This is a genomic window from Microbacterium ureisolvens (assembly GCF_015278315.1).
GTDB classification, from domain to species: domain Bacteria; phylum Actinomycetota; class Actinomycetes; order Actinomycetales; family Microbacteriaceae; genus Microbacterium; species Microbacterium ureisolvens.
Genome location: NZ_JADIJE010000017.1, coordinates 15,553 through 35,049 on the forward strand (window position 1 = coordinate 15,553; position 19,497 = coordinate 35,049).

The 19,497-nt window shown below is 72.3% G+C and carries 16 protein-coding genes; 9 read left to right on the forward strand and 7 right to left on the reverse strand.

Annotated features, from left to right (window positions below):
• The first annotated feature begins 67 nt into the window (after positions 1-67).
• A complete protein-coding gene (locus IM767_RS19050) occupies positions 68-1,036 on the forward strand; it encodes a VOC family protein (RefSeq protein ID WP_109208829.1) in 969 nt (322 codons plus the stop codon).
• A 614-nt stretch (positions 1,037-1,650) separates the two neighbouring features.
• Here the strand turns inward: IM767_RS19050 and IM767_RS19055 are convergent.
• The 3 genes from IM767_RS19055 to IM767_RS19065 form a co-directional block, all read right to left on the reverse strand.
• Entirely contained in the window at positions 1,651-2,763 is a 1,113-nt protein-coding gene (locus tag IM767_RS19055; RefSeq protein ID WP_109208511.1) for a 5-methyltetrahydropteroyltriglutamate--homocysteine S-methyltransferase, read from the reverse strand.
• Between the two features lie 271 nt (positions 2,764-3,034).
• Entirely contained in the window at positions 3,035-3,946 is a 912-nt protein-coding gene (locus tag IM767_RS19060) for a serine hydrolase (RefSeq protein WP_109208512.1), read from the reverse strand.
• Between the two features lie 66 nt (positions 3,947-4,012).
• On the reverse strand, positions 4,013-5,995 hold the full coding sequence (locus IM767_RS19065; RefSeq protein ID WP_109208513.1) for a M13 family metallopeptidase: 1,983 nt from the start codon (positions 5,993-5,995) through the stop codon (positions 4,013-4,015).
• A gap of 129 nt (positions 5,996-6,124) precedes the next feature.
• On the opposite strand from IM767_RS19065, the gene IM767_RS19070 reads away from it, so the two are divergent.
• From IM767_RS19070 to IM767_RS19080, 3 genes are all read left to right on the forward strand, one after another.
• On the forward strand, positions 6,125-7,444 hold the full coding sequence (locus tag IM767_RS19070) for an MATE family efflux transporter (RefSeq protein WP_109208514.1): 1,320 nt from the start codon (positions 6,125-6,127) through the stop codon (positions 7,442-7,444).
• Between the two features lie 90 nt (positions 7,445-7,534).
• Positions 7,535-8,596 (forward strand): semialdehyde dehydrogenase, encoded by a 1,062-nt coding sequence (locus tag IM767_RS19075; protein WP_239453062.1) that lies wholly within the window; start codon positions 7,535-7,537, stop codon positions 8,594-8,596.
• Positions 8,596-9,789, forward strand: a complete 1,194-nt coding sequence (locus IM767_RS19080) for an NAD(P)/FAD-dependent oxidoreductase (RefSeq protein ID WP_109208516.1) — start codon at positions 8,596-8,598, stop codon at positions 9,787-9,789. Before IM767_RS19075 ends, IM767_RS19080 begins: the two co-directional genes overlap by 1 nt.
• A gap of 73 nt (positions 9,790-9,862) precedes the next feature.
• Here IM767_RS19080 and IM767_RS19085 read toward each other — a convergent pair whose 3' ends face one another.
• Positions 9,863-10,507, reverse strand: a complete 645-nt coding sequence (locus IM767_RS19085) for a TrmH family RNA methyltransferase (RefSeq protein ID WP_109208517.1) — start codon at positions 10,505-10,507, stop codon at positions 9,863-9,865.
• Positions 10,508-10,635: 128 nt separating this feature from the next.
• On the opposite strand from IM767_RS19085, the gene IM767_RS19090 reads away from it, so the two are divergent.
• Both IM767_RS19090 and IM767_RS19095 read left to right on the forward strand, forming a co-directional pair.
• Complete coding sequence (locus IM767_RS19090; protein WP_109208518.1) at positions 10,636-11,991, forward strand: Nramp family divalent metal transporter; 1,356 nt, start codon at positions 10,636-10,638, stop codon at positions 11,989-11,991.
• Between the two features lie 22 nt (positions 11,992-12,013).
• On the forward strand, positions 12,014-12,667 hold the full coding sequence (locus tag IM767_RS19095; protein WP_109208519.1) for a metal-dependent transcriptional regulator: 654 nt from the start codon (positions 12,014-12,016) through the stop codon (positions 12,665-12,667).
• A gap of 580 nt (positions 12,668-13,247) precedes the next feature.
• On the opposite strand, the gene IM767_RS19100 is transcribed toward IM767_RS19095, so the two are convergent.
• Together IM767_RS19100 and IM767_RS19105 are read right to left on the reverse strand one after the other, a co-directional pair.
• A complete protein-coding gene (locus tag IM767_RS19100) occupies positions 13,248-13,940 on the reverse strand; it encodes a VIT1/CCC1 transporter family protein (RefSeq protein ID WP_109208520.1) in 693 nt (230 codons plus the stop codon).
• A 155-nt stretch (positions 13,941-14,095) separates the two neighbouring features.
• A complete protein-coding gene (locus tag IM767_RS19105; RefSeq protein ID WP_109208521.1) occupies positions 14,096-15,049 on the reverse strand; it encodes an SDR family NAD(P)-dependent oxidoreductase in 954 nt (317 codons plus the stop codon).
• Between the two features lie 40 nt (positions 15,050-15,089).
• On the opposite strand from IM767_RS19105, the gene IM767_RS19110 reads away from it, so the two are divergent.
• The gene (locus IM767_RS19110) at positions 15,090-15,899 is read left to right on the forward strand and encodes an HAD-IIA family hydrolase (protein ID WP_109208522.1); all 810 of its coding nucleotides are present in this window, start codon (positions 15,090-15,092) and stop codon (positions 15,897-15,899) included.
• Between the two features lie 429 nt (positions 15,900-16,328).
• Here IM767_RS19110 and IM767_RS19115 read toward each other — a convergent pair whose 3' ends face one another.
• Positions 16,329-17,342, reverse strand: coding sequence for an aldo/keto reductase (locus IM767_RS19115; RefSeq protein ID WP_109208523.1), 1,014 nt, complete (start codon positions 17,340-17,342; stop codon positions 16,329-16,331).
• 70 nt (positions 17,343-17,412) lie between these two features.
• Between IM767_RS19115 and pdxR the strand changes: the two genes are divergently transcribed.
• Positions 17,413-18,837, forward strand: coding sequence for a MocR-like pyridoxine biosynthesis transcription factor PdxR (gene pdxR, locus IM767_RS19120; RefSeq protein ID WP_109208524.1), 1,425 nt, complete (start codon positions 17,413-17,415; stop codon positions 18,835-18,837).
• A gap of 9 nt (positions 18,838-18,846) precedes the next feature.
• Positions 18,847-19,422, forward strand: coding sequence for a YdeI/OmpD-associated family protein (locus tag IM767_RS19125; RefSeq protein WP_109208525.1), 576 nt, complete (start codon positions 18,847-18,849; stop codon positions 19,420-19,422).
• The last annotated feature ends 75 nt before the right edge of the window (positions 19,423-19,497 follow it).

Below are 19,497 nucleotides of genomic sequence, written 5' to 3' on the forward strand. Positions count from 1 at the left end.
CTCACCGGTCGCCCCGTCCGCCCGAGCGCCCACGGCACCGGTGAACCACGTCAGAGAGGACACCACGATGACCGCCGACACGTCGTTCGACGTCGCCCACCTCGCCCACGTCGAGCTGCTGACCCCCACCCCCGCCGAGAGCCGCTGGTTCTTCGAGGACCTGCTCGCGATGCGCGTCGTCGCCGAGGACGGCGACTCGGTGTACCTGCGCACGTGGGACGAGTACCAGCTGTACACGATCAAACTGACGGGGTCGGATGCCGCGGGCGTGGGTCGCACGTCGTTCCGGGCCTCGTCGCCGCAGGCGCTGGAGCGGCGCGTGGCCGCGATCGAGGCGACCGGGCTCGGCGTCGGGTGGACCGACGGCGACGTCGGATGCGGGCCGACGTACGAGTTCACCGACCCCGACGGCCATGCGATGGGCATCTTCTACGAGGCCGAGAGGTACGCAGCCGGTGACGACGACCGGCCGGCGCTGAAGAACCAGGCCTCCCGCTTCCCGGGCCGGGGCGTCAACGCACGCCGGCTCGACCACATCAACTACCTCGCGAAGGACGTCGAGGCGAACGGCGCGTTCCTTCGCGATGCGCTGGCGATGCGGGAGTCGGAGCGGATCCGGCTCGACAGCGGGAAGTTCGCGGCCTGGTGGTTCCACTTCTCGCTGAAGTCGTACGACGTCGTGTACTCCGACGACTGGACGAAGCACGGCAACCGCCTGCACCACATCGCCTTCGCGCCCGACACCCGCGAGGACATCCTGAAGGCCGCCGACATCTTCCTCGAGAACGGCATCCACATCGAGTCCGGCCCGCACAAGCACGCCATCAACCAGACGTTCTTCCTGTACGTCTGGGAACCCGGCGGCAACCGCATCGAGTTCGCGAACGCCGGCGCGCGGCTGTTGCTGGACCCCGACCAGCCCGTGGTCGAGTGGTCCGAGGCCGAGCGCCGCAAGGGCCAGGCCTGGGGCATGAAGACGATCGAGACCTTCCACACCCACGGCACCCCCGTGGTGGATGCCCCGCCGGCTCACTGACCCCGGCGTGCCCAGCCGCTTCGCCCCCAACCGCCTCGCGTCTCCGCCCGAGGCCGCACGGCCAGAGCCCGTGCTCTCACCCAGCGCCCACGTCCTGAACTGCTGACGACACGCGCTTTGGGTGACAGCACGGGCTCTCACCGAACGTCAGCCACTCCGCGCCCCGAACGACTGGTTACGCGCCAGAGTGGTCATAGCCGGTGCTCTCATCGAGCGCCCACGTCCTGAACCGCTCAGAACACGGGCGTTCGGCGACAGCACGAGCCATCGCCGCGAAACAGACGCCGCGGGCGGACACCTCGCGGCGGGGGACTCGTGGTCAGCGCCAGACGTCGGCGGCGATGTCGACGACCTCGCGCACCTTCGCCCACCGACCCCGGCTACGCCGGCTCAGTGGCGCCCGCATCGTCGAGATCCCGCGACCTCGACACCGCAGGCTTCGGCGACGACGTGGTGGTCTGCCGAGAACGCACGATGTCGCCGAGACAGCACGTTTTAGGCGCCCACGACGTGGTCGCTCGTCGAGGACGTGCGATCTCGAGGCACCGCGGCTCAACGACCGAAGCCTCTCCGGCCGTTGAGCCGCGAGGAACGAGGGACGAAACGGTCCCGGGTCAGCGCCAGACGTCGGCGGCGATGTCGACGACCTCGCGCACCTTCGCCCACTGCTCGTCCTCGGTGAGGACGTTGCCCTCCTCGGTCGAGGCGAAGCCGCACTGGGGGCTCAGGGCCAGCTGCTCGAGCGGGGCGAACGCGGCCGCCTCGTCGATGCGCTGCTTCACGGCATCCACGTTCTCCAGCTCGCCGGTCTTCGACGTGATGAGCCCCAGCACGACAGTCTTGTCGCCCTCGGGCAGGAAGCGCAGCGGCTCGAAACCGCCGGCGCGCTCGCTGTCGTACTCGAGGAAGTATCCGTCGTACGCGGTGTTGCCGAGCAGCTGCTCGGCGACCGGCTCGTAGCCGCCCGACGAGATCCACGTCGAGCGGAAGTTGCCGCGGCATACGTGGGTCGTGATGGTGAGGTCGTCGGGCTTGCCGTCCAGGATGCGGTTGAGCATGGTCGCGTAGCGCTCGGCGATGCCGTCGGTGCGGATGCCGCGCTCCCGTGCCTTCTCGAGCTCGACCTCCGAGCACAGATAGGCCCACGCGGTGTCGTCGAACTGGAGGTAGCGGCATCCCGCCTCGTAGAACGCAGCCACCGCGTCGCGGTAGGTCTGCACGAGGTCGTCGACCATGTCGTCGTGCCCGGCGTACCCCGAAGCGGCGAGGTGCCCCGGCTCGATGCGGAAGTCGAGGACGGTGGGCGCCGGGATGCTGAACTTGGGCACCGCGCCGGTCGTGCGCTCGAGCAGGCTCTTGAGCGACCGGAAGTGGTCGAGGAACGGGTGCGTGTCGCTGAAGCCGATCCGTCCGGTCACGTCGATGCCCCGCGGCTTGGTCTGCACGCCCTGGAACTGGATGCCGTGGTCGAGCTCGACGATCTCGACGCCGTCGAGCAGCCCGAAGAAGTCGAAGTGCCACCACGAGCGGCGGAACTCGCCGTCGGTGGCGAGCTTCAGTCCCGCGTCGGCCTCGCGGACGACGAGCTCGGCGATGGCGGTGTCTTCGGCGATGCGCAGGGCGTCGGCGTCGATGTCGCCCGCCGCGTAACGGCGGCGCGCCTCGGCGAGGGCGGTCGGGCGGAGGAAGCTGCCGACGATGTCGGCGCGGAACGGCGGTGTTGACACCCTTGCGAGGCTAGCCGATCCCTCCCGCCATAGGTACTCGCGCGTCACCCTGCGTCACGCCGCGGCCCCGCATCTCCGCCCGCGATGCCAACCTTCCTCCCCGCGAACCCACATCGTCGGCGCGAACCCACACGCTGCGAGCGGCGCGAACGTGTGGGCTCGCCCGGAAGGTGTGGGTTCGCACAGGGGGGCGCGGGTCGAGGGGCGCAGGCTCAGGCAGGTGCAAGGGCGCACGCAGGCGCAGGCGCGAACGGGGCGCGGGGCGAGGGAGCTAGAAGACGTACTCCATGAGGTCCGTGCCCAGCACGCGGAAGGCCTCGTGCGCGCGCAGGCGGTGCGAGATCGACAGGTCGTCGAAGCACACGATGAGCGCGTACGACACCCCGGCCCGCGGGCCGGCCAGCACACCGGCTTCGACCCGGATGCCGGCATCCCGTCCCGTCTTGTTGATGAAGAGCAGGCCGTGCTCGTCGTTCTCGTGCGAGAACGGGTCGAGACCGGTGGCGGATGCCACGAGCGACAGGTCGTGGTTGAGGCTCAGCCACTCGGCGACCTGGGCGCTCACGCTCGGCGAGACGACCTGCGAGTTCACGAGGGCCGCGAAGACCTCCGCGAGCTCGCGGGCGGAGCCGAGCGCGAAGTGCGGCGCGTCGTCGGGTCCGCGCTCGTCGCGGAAGCGGTCGAGCAGCGCCGAACGGGCGAGCCCGAGCTCCTCGATGCGGGCGCGCACCGCCGGCAGTCCGACCCGTTTCAGCAGGGCGTTGGCGGCGAGCGCGTCGCCCGTCGACGCCGTGAGCACGGCGAGGTCGACCAGCGGCAGGGCGGGCGCCTTGAGGTGCTGCCACACTCCCCCGACGCCCACCGGCTCGATGTGCGCGCGGTCGATGATCTCGAGCGGCTCCAGCCGCCCCGATTCGAAGGCGGCGGCGACCTCGATGAGCAGCGGCACCACGCCGAGCCCCGCGACCGGCAGGGTCACGAAGTCGTCGCCCGAGAGCACGGACGTGCCGCGGTCGAGGTCGGTGATGCGCACGGAGATCTTGGCTCCGGACGTGGCGAGGTCGTCGAGCGACTTCAGCGTCGACGTGAATGAACGACGTCCGGCTGCTGCCCTCTTCGGCAGCCGGCGTCCGGTGCTTCGTCGCGCCCCCCGCAGCGACTCGGCGTCCCTTCTGGGCTCCATGCCCACGGACTTTCCTCTCCTGTATGTGATTGCGGGGTCGCCCTGGCCGCCCAGGCGGCCCGGACCTCACCAGATGGTGACGCGCTGGTCCTCGTCGAGCCAGAGAGCGTCCGACTCGGTCACTCCGAACGCATCGTAGAACGCGCCGATGTTGCGCACGATCTGATTGCACCGGAACTCGTTGGGCGAGTGCGGGTCGATGGTGAGGAGACGGATGGTCTCGGCATCCCTCCCCTTCTGCTGCCAGATCTGCGCCCAGCTCAGCAGCAGGCGCTGGATGCCGGTGAACCCGTCGATCTCCGGCGCCGTGACACGCTCGCCGGCCGAGTCGCGGCCGAGCGAGAGCTCGTAGGCCCGGATCGCGATGCCGAGCCCGCCGAGATCGCCGATGTTCTCGCCGATCGTGAGCGCGCCGTTGACGTGGTTCTCGTCGGCGAGACCCTGCGGCACCAGCGCGTCGTACTGCGCGATGAGGTTCTTGGTGCGCTCCTCGAAGGCGGCGCGGTCCTCGTCGGTCCACCAGTCGCGCAGCGACCCGTCGCCGTCGAAGCGGCTGCCCTGGTCGTCGAAGCCGTGGCCGATCTCGTGGCCGATGACCGCGCCGATGCCGCCGTAGTTCGCTGCGGCGTCGCGCTCGGCGTCGAAGAACGGGTACTGCAGGATCGCCGCGGGGAACACGATCTCGTTCATGAGCGGGTTGTAGTACGCGTTGACGGTCTGCGGCGTCATGAACCACTCGTCGCGGTCGATCGGCTGGCCGACCTTGGCGAGCTGGCGGTCGTGCTCCCAGACGTGCGCGCGGCGCACGTTGCCCACGAGGTCGGACGCGTCGACCTCGAGCGTGGAGTAGTCCTTCCACTTGACCGGGTACCCGATCTTGGGCGTGAACGCGTCGAGCTTCGCCAGCGCGCGCTCGCGCGTGTCGGGGCTCATCCACTCGAGCTCGGCGATCGACTGCCGGTACGCCTCGATGAGGTTGCCGACGAGCTCGTCCATCGCCTCCTTCGCGGCGGGCGGGAAGTGCCGCTCCACGTAGACGCGGCCGATCGCCTCGCCCAGCGCCGCCTCGCTGAGGCTGACGCCGCGCTTCCACCGCTCGCGGTTGACGGGGACGCCGGTGAGCTGCGTGCCGTAGAACCCGAAGTTCTCGGCGACGAAGTCGTCCGACAGGAAGGGCGCCGCCGAGTGCACGACGGCGAAGCGCAGCCAGGCCTTCCAGTCGTCGAGGCGGTCCTCGACCAGCAGCGCGCCGAGTCCCTCGAGGAAGCTCGGCTGATAGACGTTGATCTCGGCGAACGCCTCGGCGTGGTCGGGCGCGGCGCCCTCGCGCCACGGGGTGAGGTCGACGCCGGCGAGCTCCTGCACCTCGTCCCAGCTCTTCAGGTTGTAGGTCTTGACCGCATCGCGGCTCGAGACGTTGTCCCAGTGGTGCGTCGCGAGCTCCGTCTCGAGGGCGACGATGCGGTCGGCGGATGCCTCGGCCTCGGTCACGCCCGCCAGCTCCAGGATCCGCTGCACGTGGGAGCGGAACGCGATGCGCGTCTCCTGGAAGTTGTCGAGTCGGTAGTAGCTCTCGTCGGGCAGCGACAGGCCGCCCTGGATGAAGAACGGCACGTACCGCTGCGGGTTGCCCGGGTCGGGCTCGATGTAGAGGTGGATCAGCGCGGCGATCCCGTCGCGCTCGAACTCGCCGATCGTGCGCAGGAAGGACGGGATGCTGTCGATCGCCTCCACGCGGGCCAGCTCGTCGCCGAGCGGGGCGGCGCCCAGCTCCTCGATGCGCTCGGTGTCCATGAAGCTGGTGTAGAGGTCGCCGATCTTGCGGGCCTCGGTGCCGGGCTCGGCCTGCTGCGACTCCTCGACGATCGCGTGCACATCCTTCTCGGCCTGCTCCGCGATGAGGTGGAACGATCCCCACCGCGCCTTGTCCTCGGGGATCTCGGTCCTCTCCAGCCAGCTGCCGTTGACGTGGCGGAACAGGTCGTCCTGAGGGCGGATCTCGGCGCTGAGTTCCTCGAGCGCGAGACCGGAGCGGGGGGCATCGGTCATGCGTTCCAGGTTAGCCGCCCGAAACCTGGGCGACTCTCGGGAGCGGGCCGATCACGGGCCGTGACGACATCGTGATGAACGGACGGATGCCGCCACCCGGCGTCGGCGCCACCTCCTAGGCTCGAAGGCGTGAGGACCGACACCCTGAACCGCGACATCCTGCGGCTCGCGGTGCCGGCGCTGGGCGCCCTGATCGCCGAGCCGCTCTTCCTGATCGTCGACTCCGCGCTCGTCGGCCATCTCGGGGTGGAGCCCCTCGCGGGCCTGGGCATCGCGTCGGCGGTGCTGCAGACCATCGTCGGGCTCATGGTGTTCCTCGCCTACTCGACGACGCCTGCCGTGGCGCGCCGCTTCGGCGCCGGCGACCCCTCGCGTGCGGTGTCGGTGGGCATCGACGGCGTGTGGCTGGCCCTCGGCATCGGCGCGGTGCTGGCGCTCGTCGGCTACGTCGCGACGCCGTTCCTCGTCGCCCTGTTCGGCGCGAGCCCCGAGGTGGCGCAGCAGGCCGAGATCTACCTCGGCATCTCGATGTGGGGCCTTCCCGCGATGCTCGTGGTCTTCGCCGCGACAGGACTGCTGCGCGGCATGCAGGACACCGTGACGCCGCTGTGGATCGCCGGGCTCGGCTTCGCGGCGAACGCGCTCCTCAACTGGGCGTTCATCTATGGCCTCGGCTGGGGCATCGCCGGGTCGGCCGTCGGCACCGTCGTCGCGCAGTGGGGGATGGTGGCCGCGTACGCGGTTGTCGTGGGCCGCCTCGCGCGGCGGCACGAGGCATCCGTCCGTCCTCAGCGCGAGGGACTGCGCGGCTCGGCGCGCTCCGGCGGCTGGCTGTTCCTGCGCACGGTGTCGCTGCGCATCGCACTGCTGGCCACGGTCGCCGTCGCGACGGGCCTCGGCACCGTCGAGCTCGCCGGCTGGCAGGTGGCCTTCACGATCTTCTCCACGGCGGCGTTCGCGCTGGACGCGCTCGCGATCGCGGCGCAGGCGCTCATCGGCAAGGGGCTGGGCGCCGAAGACACGGGCCTCGTGCGGCGCGTGCTCGGCCGCACCGTTGCGTGGGGCGCGTGGTTCGGCGTGATCACCGGTGCGGTGATCGGTGCGCTGTCGGGCGTGATCGGGCTGCTCTTCACCGGCGACCCCGGCATCGCGACGCTCGTGCAGCCGGCGCTCATCGTCCTGGCGATCGCGCAGCCGGTGTGCGGCATCGTGTTCGTGCTGGACGGCGTCCTGATCGGCGCGGGCGACGCGAAGTACCTCGCGATCGTCGGCGTGCTGAACCTGGTGCCGTTCGTGCCGGCGCTGGCGCTCGTGGCATGGCTGCATCCCGTCGGCGCAGCGGGCCTCGCGTGGCTCGCGGTGGCGTTCTTCGGCGTCTACATGCTCGCGCGGCTGGTCACCCTGGGCTGGCGCGTGCGCGGCTCGACCTGGCTCACCGTCGGCGTCTGACGGCGCACCCGCGCGCCGACGTATCACGCCGGCAGCCGACCGCTCCTGGGTCACATGGCGTCCACTCGCCGACGCCGGAAGGAGCTCCCCGTGCCTGGCACCGGAACATTCGCGTTCACCGTCCACCCCCGTGCACGCCTGAGCGAAGACCTCGCTCGCGTTTGGCGGCCCCTGGGGCTCATGCCCGAACCGGTCTACGACGCCGCGCTGCGGCGCCTGCCGCTGCCGCCGGTGACGATGTCCGGCGTGCAGATCGGCGGCGAGCGCGTGGGGCACGTCGTGCTGGTGCCGTTCGGCGCACGTCATCTCCTCTCCGACATCCCGGGCGGACGCCGCCGCGTGAGCCGGGCGGTCGACCGTGCCGTCGCGCTCGGCGCAGACGTCGTGGGGCTCGGCGCGCTCACCGCGACGGTGACGGCGGGCGGGGCCTCGCTGCGCGAGCGCTCCGACATCGGGGTGACGAACGGCAACGCGTTCACGGCGGCGATCGTCGAGGACCAGATCCGGATGCTGCTCCCCCACGTCTCCGCCCGCACCGGGCGTCCGCACATCGCGATCGTCGGCGCCAGCGGCAGCGTCGGCACCGCGGTCACCAAGCTCCTCGCCCGCGATCCCGCCGGGGCGCGCCTCACTCTGATCGCCCGCACGGCACCGCGTCTGGAAGCGCTCGCGACGGCGGTCTCGAGCGAGGTCGACGTGTCGGTCGCCCTCTCCATCGACGCCGTCCGCGATGCCGACCTCGTCGTGCTGCTCACCGCGTCCGCCGACACGCTGCTCGGCCCCGATCACCTCGCGCCCGGCGCGATCGTGCTGGACGCGACGCAGCCGCGCAACACCTCGCCGGGCCTTGCCACCGCTCGCCCTGATGTGCTGGTGGTCGACGGCGGCATCGTCACCATCCCGAGCCTGCGCCTCGTCGGCGGCGACATCGGCCTGCCGAACGGCCGCTCGTACGCGTGCTTCGCCGAGACCGCGATCCTCGCCCTCACCGGCCACCGCGGCCACTTCTCCATCGGCAACCCCACGCTGGAGCAGATCGACGCCGTCCGCGCCCGCGCGGGCGAGCTCGCCCACCTGGGCTTCCGGGCGGCCGACCCCACGAGCTTCGGCGCACCGGTCGCGCTCGAGCGCCACGGGGCGGTGATCGCGTGATGCGCGTCGTGATGCTGGGCGGCGGCTACGTCACCCTCCACGCCTACGCGACGCTCGCGCGTCGCACCGCGCCCCTGCTGCGCACCGGCGAGCTCGAGATCGTCGTGATCTCTGCGGACACCGCGCACCGCTTCCACGGCTTCACCGGCGAGCTCGTGGCCGGCATGATCGGCCGCGATCGCGTGGCCACTCCGCTGGCCGAGGCGATGCCGCTCGCGCGCATCGTCGAGGGCGTCGCGCTGAGCATCGACGCCGCCGGCCAGACGGTGTCTTACCGACGCGGCGAGGGCGCTGTCGAGACGCTCCGCTACGACCACCTCGTCGTCGGCACGGGCGCCCGCGAGCCGGTCGCCGAGGTCGACGGGCTGTCAGAGTACGGCCGTGCCCTGCGCGGTCCGGACGAGATCGCCGCGCTCGCCGACCACCTCGCCACTGCGCCGGGATCCCCCGTGGTCGTCGCCGGCGGCGGGATCGCCGGCGTCGAGCTGGCGGCGGCCATCGCCGACCGCGGGCATCCGACGACGCTCGTGCACTCCGGCGATCGCATCATTCCCGAGTGGTCCGACCAGCCGGGACTCGTGGCGCGCGCCGCGGCCGAGCTCGATCGGCTCGGGGTGCGGGTGATCACGGGCGTCCGGCTCACCGAGGTCACGGCGACCGCGGCCGTCCTCTCCGACGGGTCGTCGCTCCCCGCGGCGACCGTCGTCGCCGCGACCGGGCAGCGCCCCGTGCGCATCCCCGGGCTCGACCCTTGGCGCGACGAACGGGGCCGGCTCCTGACCCAGCAGACGCTCGCCGTCAGGTACGGCGTGTGGGCGGCCGGCGACGGCGCGCGGGTCGGGCATCCCGTCACCGGAGAGCCGGTGCCGGCCAACGCCCTCTGGGCCATGAAAGGCGGCGACCACATCGGCCGCGCGATCGCGCGGCGGCTGGACGGCCGATCGGCGCGTCGGTTCGCCTATCGCGGGCTCGGCCGTGCGGCGTCGTTCGGCTTCGGTCGCGGCATCTCGGAGCTGTACGGCGTGCCCTTCACCGGTGCGATCGCGTGGATGCTGCGGCTGGTGTTCTTCCTGCGCTTCATGCCCTCCCCCGCGCGGGCAGCGGGCGTCGTCGCGGACCTCTCGCGCTTCGCCTTCACGCCGCGTGTTCCGGTCGCGGCCGGCGCGCCGGAGCCGGTCCCGGCCCTGCCCTGAATCCGGCCTGACCGCGGGCATTGCGCCCGTCAGGTCGACGAAGGGCGCATCGACGGGCGCAGCGACCGGAGGCTCAGGCCCAGCGCCGGCACCACTCGTACATGACGACGGCCGCGGCGGCGCTGGCGTTGATCGAGCGCGTCGAGCCGTACTGCTCGATCTGGACGGTTCCGGATGCCGCGGCCAGCGCCTCCGGCGACAGCCCCGGTCCCTCCTGCCCGAAGAGCAGCACGCACGCCTCGGGCAGGTCGGCGTCGGGGAGCGGCCGCGAGCCCTCGACGTTGTCGATCGCGATGATCGGCAGGGATGCGGCATCCGTCCACTGGGCGAACGCCTCGACGGTCTCGTGGTGGCGGACGTGCTGGTAGCGGTCGGTGACCATCGCCCCGCGCCGGTTCCAGCGGCGCTTGCCGATGATGTGCACCTCGGCGGCGAGGAACGCGTTGGCGCTGCGCACGATGGAGCCGATGTTCATGTCGTGCTGCCAGTTCTCGATCGCCACGTGGAACGCGTGGCGGCGCGTGTCGAGGTCGGCGACGATGGCGTCCATGGTCCAGTACCGGTACGCGTCCACGACGTTGCGCGCGTCGCCGTGGGCGAGGAGCTCGCGGTCGTAGCGGTCGTCGTCGGGCCAGGCCTCGGGTCCGCCCGGCCACGGTCCCACGCCCACCGGGAGCGTGGGCGCTGCGGGCTCGGGGGAGGGGTCGGGCGCGGTCACCGGCCCAGGCTATCCCGGGCCCGCCCGCCGCCCGCCACTGAGTCGGCTCCAACGCCTCTGCCTTGCGGCACCTCGGCTCGCAAGCCGCCGCACTTTTCGGCGCGCCGAAAAACAGTTATGGTTTCGGCATGCCGAAAACTGCCGAGTGGACGACGGATGCCGCGAAAGGCGAGCGCCGCCGACCGATCACGCTGCCCCGCCTGGCGTGGCTGATCGGGCCCGCGCTCGTCGCCGGGGTGGCTTACCTCGACCCCGGCAACGTCGCCAGCAACATGACCGCCGGCGCCCGCTACGGCTACCTCCTGGTGTGGGTCGTCGTGCTGGGCAACGTCATGGCGTGGCTCATCCAGTACCTCTCCGCGAAGCTCGGCATCGTCACCGGCCGCAGCCTCCCCGAGACGCTCGGCACCCGCATCCGCAACCCGTGGGCCCGCCGCGCCTACTGGCTGCAGGCGGAGCTGGTCGCGATGGCGACCGATATCGCCGAGGTGATCGGCGGCGCGGTCGCGCTGAACCTGCTCTTCGGCATCCCGCTGGTGTGGGGCGGTGCCATCACCGGCGCCGTCTCGATCACGCTGCTCCTCGTGCAGTCGCGTCGCGGCCCGCGCCCCTTCGAGTTCGTGGTGATCGGGCTGCTCGCGATCATCGCGATCGGCTTCTCGTTCGGCGTCTTCATCGCGCCGCCCGATCCGGCGGGCGTCGTCGGCGGCCTGGTCCCCCGCTTCGAGGGCACCGACTCGGTGCTGCTGGCCGCGTCCATCCTCGGCGCGACGATCATGCCGCACGCCATCTACGCCCACAGCGCGCTCGCCCGTGACCGCTTCGCGCCGCCGCGTGCCGCGGGTCCGCTGTCGTCGAGCGCGCGCGCAGTGAGCCCGGTCAGCGAGCGGGACGCGCCCGACCCGTCGCTGGCGGAGCTGCGCGGCATCCCAACGTGGCGGCTCCTGCGCGCCACCAAGTGGGACGTCACCATCGCGATGCTCATCGCCGGCACGGTGAACCTCTGCATCCTGCTCCTCGCGGCGGCGAACCTCGCCGGCGTCCCCGGCACCGACTCGCTCGAGGGCGCCCACGCCGCGCTGTACGCGGGGCTCGGACCGCTCGTGGCGACCCTGTTCGCGGTGGGCCTGCTCGCGAGCGGCCTGGCGAGCACCTCGGTGGGCGCGTACGCGGGCGCCGAGATCATGCACGGCCTGCTGCATGTGCGCGTGCCGCTGCTGGCCCGGCGCCTCGTCACGCTGATCCCGGCGCTGATCATCCTGGCGATCGGCTTCGACCCCACCGTGGCGCTCGTGCTCAGCCAGGTGGTGCTGTCGTTCGGCATCCCGTTCGCTCTCATCCCGCTCGTCTCGCTCACCGCCAACCGCGACGTGCTCGGCGGCTTCCGCAACCGGATCTGGACGACGATCGCGGGGGTCGCGGCATCCGTCTTCCTCATCGTCCTCAACGGCGTGCTGCTGTTCCTCGTGCTCACCGGCGCGTGAGGGGCGCCCGGTACCCTGGAGCGTGCCCTCTCCCGCCGTCGACGACTACCTGAAGACGATCTACCACCACACCGAGTGGCAGGACGATCGCATCACGCCGTCGCAGCTGGCCGCCGAGCTGGGCCTCGCGCCGTCGAGCGTCACCGAGATGGTGCAGAAGCTCGCCGCGCAGGGCCTCGTCACCCACCGCCCCTACGGGCCCATCGCGCTGTCCGACGCGGGCGAACGCCGCGCCGCCGCCATCATCCGCCGCCATCGGCTCATCGAGACGTGGCTGGTGCGCGAGTACGGCTACGCGTGGGACGAGGTGCACGACGAGGCCGAGGTGCTCGAGCACGCCATCAGCGACCGCCTGCTCGAGGGCATCGACGAGCGCCTCGGCAGGCCGCGGTTCGACCCGCACGGTGACGCGATCCCCGACGCCGACGGGCACGTCCACCGCGAGCCCTTCGTGCTGCTGGGCGCCGCCCCGGTCGGGCACGTCGGGCGCGTGCTGCGCGTGAGCGACCGCGACCCCGAGCTGCTGCGTGCCGTCGAGATCGCCGGCGTGGCCGTCGGCGCGATCGTGACGGTGACGGATGCCGCATCCCTGCGCCTGACGACCGGCGACGGGGCCGACGGGGCCGAAGTCGCGCTGCCGGCCGCCGCAGCAGGAGCCGTCTGGCTGAGCGCCTGAGGGCGCTCAGGGGGCGCGACACGCCGCAACGCAGGAGCGCGCACCGCGAGTCGTGACACCTGAGCGGGGGGTTGGCCTGAGCCCGCGCTTCAGGGGGCAAGACACGCGCCAACGCAGGAGCGCGCAGCGCGAGTCGTGACACGCGAGCGCCGGGGTCGACCTCAGCCCGCGCTCCAGGTGGCACGACACGCGCCAACGCAGGAGCGCGCGCCGCGAGTCGTGACACCCGAGCGCCGGGGGTCGACCTCAGCCCCGCGCTCCAGGTGGCACAGCGCGCCGCAACCCAGGAGCGCGCACCGCGAGTCGTGACACCCGAGCGCCGGGGTCGACCTGAGCCCGGGCTCCAGGTGGCACAACGCGCCGCAACCCAGGAGCGCGCACCGCGAGTCGTGACACCCGAGCGCCGGGGGTCGACCTCAGCCCCGCGCTCCAGGTGGCGCAACGCGCCGCAACCCAGGAGCGCGCACCGCGAGTCGTGACACCCGAGCGCCGGGGGTCGACCTCAGCCCCGCGCTCCAGGTGGCACAACGCGCCGCAACCCAGGAGCGCGCAGCGCGAGTCGTGACACCCGAAAGCCGGGTCAGAAGAAGATGACGCCGGCGAGGTAGCTGACGCCCATGGTGCCGAGGCCGACCGCGAGGCTGCGGATGAGCATGCGCAGCGCCGACAGGCGACCCACGCCTGCCGCGACGAGCGACGTGAGCGCGAGCGATACCACGACCGCGACGATGATCGCCCAGGTCTCGATCGCGACCGGCGCGAGGAACGTGATCAGCACCGGGATCGCCGCCCCGACCATGAAGGCGAGCGCGGTCTCGAGCCCCGCCCACCACGGCGCCGACCGGTGGGTGATCTCCTCGAGCCCGTGCTCGGCGTCGAGCTGAGCGCCGAGGGCGTCGCGAGAGGTGAGCTGCTGCGCGACCTCGAGCGCCAGCTCGGGCGAGAGCCCGCGCGACTGCCAGTGCGCGGCGAGCTCGGCGAGCTCTCCCCCGGGGTCTCGATCGAGCTCCGCCTGCTGCTCGGCGGCGAGCTCGAGTTCGCTCTCCCGCTCGGCCGCCACCTCCGCCCACTTGGTGCCGCCGGCGCTCAGCCCACCGGCGATCATGGCGGCCACGGCGGTGAACAGCAGCAGCCGGTCGCCCGCGCCGGCGCCGGCGAAGCCCTGCAGCAGACCCGCCGTCGCGATGATGCCGTCGTTCGCGTCGATGGCCCACGAGGTCTCGCGCATGCGCGCGACGAAGCGGGCCCACAGCGACGGGGCGACCTCGGCCATGCGACCTCCCGGGGTCAGTCTGACAGCCGGGGTGGCGGCCAGCGGCGGCGACACCACCGTGAGGGTCGCTGCGTGTCGTCAGCATCGCCGGCCGCGGCGCAGCGTGTCACGCCGACAGCGCAGCCACCCCCAGGAACCCCGGCAAGCGGGCGGGCTCAGCCCTGACGAACCGCGGCGGCCCGCGTCAGCGGCCAGCGCACGCCCGTCGCCGTCTCGGCGAACTCCCACAGGCGGGCGGCGACGTCGGGGTCGCGCGTGATCTTGGCCGCGGTCTGGCGCCGGGGTTCGCCGCGCGAGCCGGTGCGCGGGCCCCAGAACTCGCCGCCCTCGATGTCGGGGTCGGTCAGGGCGCGTACGAGGGTCCATGCGCCGTGCTCCTTGGACTGCGCGATCGCAGCCTGCAGGTTGTCACGGAACCGCTTGGCGCGCGACGGCTCGTTGACGCCGACGATCCCGGGCGTGCGGCCGCCGGTCGAGTAGCCGGGGTGTGCGACGACGCTCGCGACCGGAACCCCGGCCGCCCGCAGGCGCCGGTCGGCCTCGAAGCCGAGGGCCGCCGTCGCGACCTTCGACTGCACGTAGGCCCGCCACGCCGTGTATCCGTCGGCCAGCTGCGGGTCGACCGGGTCGTAGGGCGTGAGCGAGGTCGACATGCTGCCGACCCACACCATGCGACCGGAGGCCTCGGCAAGCGCCGTCAGCAGCTCGCCGCCGAGCGCGTAATGCCCCAGGGCGTTCGTCGCGAACACGACCTCGTGCCCGTCGATCGTGGTCTCGCGCACCTTCGGCGCGTGGACGATGCCGGCGTTGAGCAGCACGCCGTCCAGCCCGCCTCGACCCCGCACGCTCGCGGCGGCCGAGCGCACCGACGCGAGGTTGCTGGTGTCGAGGATCAGGGGCTCGGTCGCGTCGGCTGCGGCATCCGGAACCCGACGGCGGATCGCCGCGCGCGCCGTGGAAAGGCGATTCGGATGGCGGGCCGACATGATCACGCGGGCACCCGCCCGCGCGAGCTGTTCGCACGCGAAATAGCCGAGACCGGCGTTGGATCCGGTCACGAGATACACACGACCCGCGAGGTCGGGAAGGCTGCGGGGATCCCACGTCACGGCTTCGACCCTACGCCCGACGCGCACCTAGTCTGGACGCATGCGCACGCGGTCCGACATCGAATGCTGGCTCACCGACATGGACGGCGTGCTGGTGCACGAGAACACGCCGATTCCCGGCTCTTCCGCGCTGCTGCAGCAATGGCGCGACCAGGGCGTTCCCTTCCTGGTGCTGACCAACAACTCGATCTTCACGCCGCGCGATCTCTCGGCCCGGCTGCGGGCCTCCGGCCTCATCGTCCCGGAGGAGTCGATCTGGACCTCCGCGCTGGCCACCGCTGATTTCCTCAAGTCGCAGATGCCGGGCGGCTCGGCGTTCGTCATCGGCGAGGCGGGCTTGACCACCGCCCTGCACGAGGCAGGCTTCATCATGACCGAGACCGACCCCGACTACGTCGTCGTCGGCGAGACCCGCAACTACTCGTTCGAGGCGATCACCAAGGCGATCCGCTTCATCGTCGGCGGGGCGCGATTCATCGCGACCAACCCCGACCCCACCGGCCCCTCGACCGACGGTCTGCTGCCGGCCACCGGTGCGATCTCGGCGCTCATCACCAAGGCGACGGGCATGGAGCCCTACGTCGTCGGCAAGCCGAACCCCATGATGTTCCGCTCGGCGATGAACCGCCTGGGCGCCCACTCCGAGAACACCGGCATGATCGGCGACCGCATGGACACCGACGTCGTCGCCGGCATCGAGGCGGGCCTGCACACCGTGCTCGTGCTCACCGGCATCAGCGATCCGGCCGAGGTCGCGCGCTACCCGTTCCGTCCCGACGAGGTGCTCGACTCGGTGGCCGAGCTCCTCGACCTCGAGCCGGTGGAGTCCGAGGACCCCCAGCTCCTGTAGGGACTCAAGCCGGCAGCATCCGTTCCGCTCTCTTCCGTGGCGCCCGTTCCTCAAACGAGGATCTGCGCCCAGATGCGGACCGACACGCCGGGTGACGATCCTCTCCTCGGCTCACGTCCTCGAATGAGGAGACGGATGCCTCGAGCCGAGGCATCCGCCGCTCTCTTCCGTGGGGCCCGTTCCTCGAACGAGGATCCGGTCCCAGATGCGGACCGACACGCCGGGTGACGATCCTCTCCTCGGCTCACGTCCTCGAATGAGGAGACGGATGCCCCGAGCCGAGGCATCCGTCACTTCCCGAGCCGGTATGCGGTCCGTCGTCGCGGGCCCGCCGCCCTGAGCCCGAAGCGCGGGTGCGGCGGGCTCCGCAGCGCCCGCCACACCCGACAGCTCAGGCCGCACCCGGCAGCTCAGGCCGCTCCCGCTCGTTCAGGCCGCGACCGTGGCGCGGACGTCGAGGTCGGCGGTGTCGAGCCGCGCGCGCACGTCGGCGTCGAGGACCAGGTCGGAGACGGCCAGCGCCTCCTCGAGCTGCGCGATGCTCGAGATGCCGACGACGGGGATCACCGGCACCTCCGCCCCGAGCAGCCACGCCAGCGCGACCTGGTTCGCCGTCGCGCCGATCTCGGCCGCGACGTCGTGCAGCACGCGCACGCGCTCGCGGTTCGCCGCGTGACGCATGGGCGCCCACACCGGCTTGTCGTCGCGGGCGAACGCGCCCTGGTGCAGCGGCGAGTACGCCGTGATCGTGAGCGGCGGCCGTCCGTCGACACCCGCCGCCGCGACGTAGTCGAGCAGCTCGACCGACACGTCGTTCGTGCGCCCGACGCCCGGGCTCGGATAGACGTAGCTGTAGCCCTGCTGCACGACGCCGTAGGGGTCGATGCCCTCCCGCAGCGCCTCCTCGCGCGCTTCGATCAGGCGCCACAGCGCGACGTTCGAGATGCCCGAGATGCCGACGAGCCCCTCGCGCTGGAGCTGCCCGAACGCGGCGACGGTCTCGGCGATCGGGGTCTCGCGGTCATCGACGTGGCCGTACAGCACGTCGATGCGCTCGACGCCGAGGTGCTGGAGGCTGAGGCGGGCCTCGCGGGCGACGACCTCGGCCGACAACCCCTGGAAATTCGTCGGCTCGACGTTCTGCAGCGGGAGCGCAGGGTCCTTCTTGGCGGCGCCGAGCTTGGTGGCCAGGCGCACGTCGCCGAGCCCGCCGCGTCGGCGGATCCATCGGCCGAGGACGTCCTCGCTGTCGCGACCGTGCCCGCCGACCCACGCGTTGTAGTTGTTCGCCGTGTCGATGAACGTGCCGCCGGCCTCGGCGAACCGGTCGAGGATCTGCAGCGACGTCGCGGTGTCGGTGCGCGTGCCGAAGAACATGGTGCCGAGGCACAGGGTCGAGACCTCGAATGAGGTCGACCCGTTGGAGATGGTGCGGTAGTGCATGGCGCTGCCCTTTCCTGAGTTCGTGACTCCATCGTGGGACGCCAGCGGTCCGGGAGTACGATCCGATTCGATGGCACAAATCCAGACCAATCACGTGGCGTGGGAGACCCTGCTCGACCTCGCCGCATACGACGGCCCGCGGCACGTCCGCCTCGAGCTGGCGGTGCGGGATGCCGTGGCCACCGGCCGCCTGCCCGCCGGCGCGGTGCTGCCTCCGAGCCGGCTGCTCGCCACCTCGCTCGGCGTCTCGCGCTGGGTCGTGACCGAGGTGTACGGGCGCCTCGCCGCCGAGGGCATCCTCGACGCCCGGACCGGATCGGCGACGCGGGTGGCGGCATCCGTCCGCGCCACGGCTCCCCGCGCCGCCGCCGAACCCGCCGCCGCGCTGCGACGCCCGCGGTACGACCTCGCTCCCGGCGTGCCCGACCTGCGCCACGCACCCCGGGCGCTGTGGCTGCGGGCGATGACCGAGACTCTCGCCGAAACCCCGGATGCGGAACTCTTCCGCCTCGACGGCGACGTGCCGGCCGCGCGCGCCGCCCTCGCGGCGTACCTGTCGCGGTCCCGCTTCGCGCGGGCGGACGCCGACGCCGTCGTGGTCACGCACGGCGCCGCCGACGGGATGCGGCGCGTGGCCCGCGCGCTGCGCGCGCTCGGGCACACGGCGCTCCTGGTCGAGGATCCGTCGTGGCAGCGGATGCGCCAGGTGGCAGCGGCGGAGGGACTGACCGCGGTGCCCGTCCCGGTCGACGAGCAGGGCGCCGACGTCGCGGCGCTGGTCGAGGCATCCGTCCGCACCGGCGCCCGCGCCGCGCTCGTGACGCCCGCCCACCAGTTCCCGCTCGGCGTGCCCCTGTCGGCCGAACGCCGGGAGGCGCTGATCGCGTGGGCACGGGCGGGCGACGGGGTGGTCGTCGAGGACGACTACGACGCCGAGTTCCGCTACGACCGACGGCCGATCGGGGCGCTGCAGGCGATGGCGCCGGACCGCGTCGTGCTGGCGGGCAGCCTCAGCAAGACCGCGTCGCCCGCGCTGGGCCTCGGCTGGCTCGTGCTGCCGTCGTGGCTGCGCGGCACCGTGCGCGACGCAGGAGCGGCGGCGCCGTCGACGCTCGACCAGCTCACCCTCGCCCGGTTCCTGGGCTCCGGCGGTCTGGATCGCCATCTGCGCGGCGCCCGCGCCCGCTACCGGCGCCGCCGCGAGGCGCTGCTGGCGGCGCTCGAGCGCGACCTCCCCGGCTGCCGGGTCTCGGGCATCGCCGCCGGCCTGCACGTCGTGCTCGATCTTCCCCCGGGCGTGCGCGCTGCCGACGTCGTGCGGGCGGCCGAGGCGCACGACCTCGGCCTCACCGACATCCGCCGCTATCGCGTCTCGCCCGAAGCCCCCGCGCCCGAGCGCCTGGTGCTGGGCTACGGCGACCTGGCCGACCCTCTCGTCGACGAGGCCGTGCGCCTCCTCGCCCGCACGGTGCACGACGTCGGAACCGCCCGGTAGGGTCGCGTCATGGGCGCGCTCGATGACGGCGAGAAAGTCGAAGTGACGGATGCCGCGGCCTGGCGTTCGTGGCTGGAGGCGAACCATCGCACCTCGAAGGGGGCCTGGCTCGTGCGGGCGCGGCCCGGCTCGGGGCTCGAGTTCATCGGCTACGAGGACGCCATCCGCCAGGCGCTGTGCTTCGGCTGGATCGACGGCCCCGTGCGCTCGTTCGACGACGAGCGCGGCGGACTCTGGTTCGCGCCACGACGGCCCTCGAGCGGCTGGGCGGCGACCAACAAGGTGCGGGTGGCGGAGCTGGAATCCGACGGACTGCTGACCGAGGCAGGGATCCAGGCCATCGAGCGAGCCAAGCAGAACGGGTCGTGGAGCGTCTTCGACAACGCCGACGCCCTGCGCGAGCCCGACGACCTCGCCGCCGCGCTCGAGGCCGCACCGACGGCGCGCGCCGCGTGGGACGCGTTCCCGCCGTCGACCCGCAAGCTCGGCATCGCCGCCGTCGACATGGCCCGGCGCCCCGAGACGCGCGCCGCGCGCGTCGCGAAGATCGTGGCCGACGCCGCCGAAGGGAAGCGCCCGACGTGATCTCCGAGACCGAGCAGACGCTCCTCCTCCTCACCGCCGCCCTCATCACTCTGGGCACGCTGACCGTGATCCTGT

Excerpts from the sequence above, each read along its gene's own strand:
- IM767_RS19050 (WP_109208829.1), top strand. The coding sequence starts at position 68 with ATGACCGCCGACACGTCGTTCGACGTCGCCCACCTCGCCCACGTCGAG.
- IM767_RS19110 (WP_109208522.1), top strand. The coding sequence starts at position 15,090 with ATGCGCACGCGGTCCGACATCGAATGCTGGCTCACCGACATGGACGGC.
- IM767_RS19125 (WP_109208525.1), top strand. The coding sequence starts at position 18,847 with ATGGGCGCGCTCGATGACGGCGAGAAAGTCGAAGTGACGGATGCCGCG.
- IM767_RS19065 (WP_109208513.1), bottom strand. The coding sequence starts at position 5,995 with ATGACCGATGCCCCCCGCTCCGGTCTCGCGCTCGAGGAACTCAGCGCC.
- IM767_RS19100 (WP_109208520.1), bottom strand. The coding sequence starts at position 13,940 with ATGGCCGAGGTCGCCCCGTCGCTGTGGGCCCGCTTCGTCGCGCGCATG.
- IM767_RS19080 (WP_109208516.1), top strand. The coding sequence starts at position 8,596 with ATGCGCGTCGTGATGCTGGGCGGCGGCTACGTCACCCTCCACGCCTAC.
- pdxR (WP_109208524.1), top strand. The coding sequence starts at position 17,413 with ATGGCACAAATCCAGACCAATCACGTGGCGTGGGAGACCCTGCTCGAC.
- IM767_RS19090 (WP_109208518.1), top strand. The coding sequence starts at position 10,636 with ATGCCGAAAACTGCCGAGTGGACGACGGATGCCGCGAAAGGCGAGCGC.
- IM767_RS19115 (WP_109208523.1), bottom strand. The coding sequence starts at position 17,342 with ATGCACTACCGCACCATCTCCAACGGGTCGACCTCATTCGAGGTCTCG.
- IM767_RS19060 (WP_109208512.1), bottom strand. The coding sequence starts at position 3,946 with ATGGAGCCCAGAAGGGACGCCGAGTCGCTGCGGGGGGCGCGACGAAGC.